The sequence below is a fragment of the Vibrio sp. 10N.286.49.E11 genome, assembly GCF_041469505.1.
Classification (GTDB): Bacteria; Pseudomonadota; Gammaproteobacteria; order Enterobacterales; family Vibrionaceae; genus Vibrio; species Vibrio crassostreae_C.
The window spans coordinates 1-337 of the sequence record NZ_JBFRKQ010000160.1 but is presented as its reverse complement, the minus strand read 5'-3'; the positions used below and the strand labels follow the sequence as shown (position 1 = coordinate 337).

The 337-nt window shown below is 55.5% G+C and carries 1 protein-coding gene; it reads right to left on the bottom strand.

Annotated elements, in window-relative coordinates; all coding sequences use genetic code 11:
* Positions 1–337 (bottom strand): Ig-like domain-containing protein (locus tag AB4167_RS22070; protein WP_372137030.1); only part of this gene is annotated, 337 nt, incomplete at both ends.

Below are 337 nucleotides of genomic sequence, written 5' to 3'. Positions count from 1 at the left end.
CCACCGACTGTGAAGCTACCTTCGTTGGTTAAGAAGTCATCCGCCGCTGAGCCAGAGTCCGTATCCAGTGTCAGTGTTGGCGCATCTGGCGCTGTTGTGTCTAGAGTGAACGTCAGCTCGCTGCTGCCTGATGTATTTCCCGCTGCGTCGGTTTGACGAACGGTGATCGTGTTGTCACCTTCCGTTGGCACGGGTGCGGTTGTCGTCCAGTTTCCATCAACAAGGTATTCGACTGTCGCGCCATCTTCGGTGCCATCGACTGTGAAGCTACCGTCGTTGGTTAAGAAGTCATCCGCCGCTGAGCCAGAGTCCGTATTAAGTGTCAGTGATGGCGCAG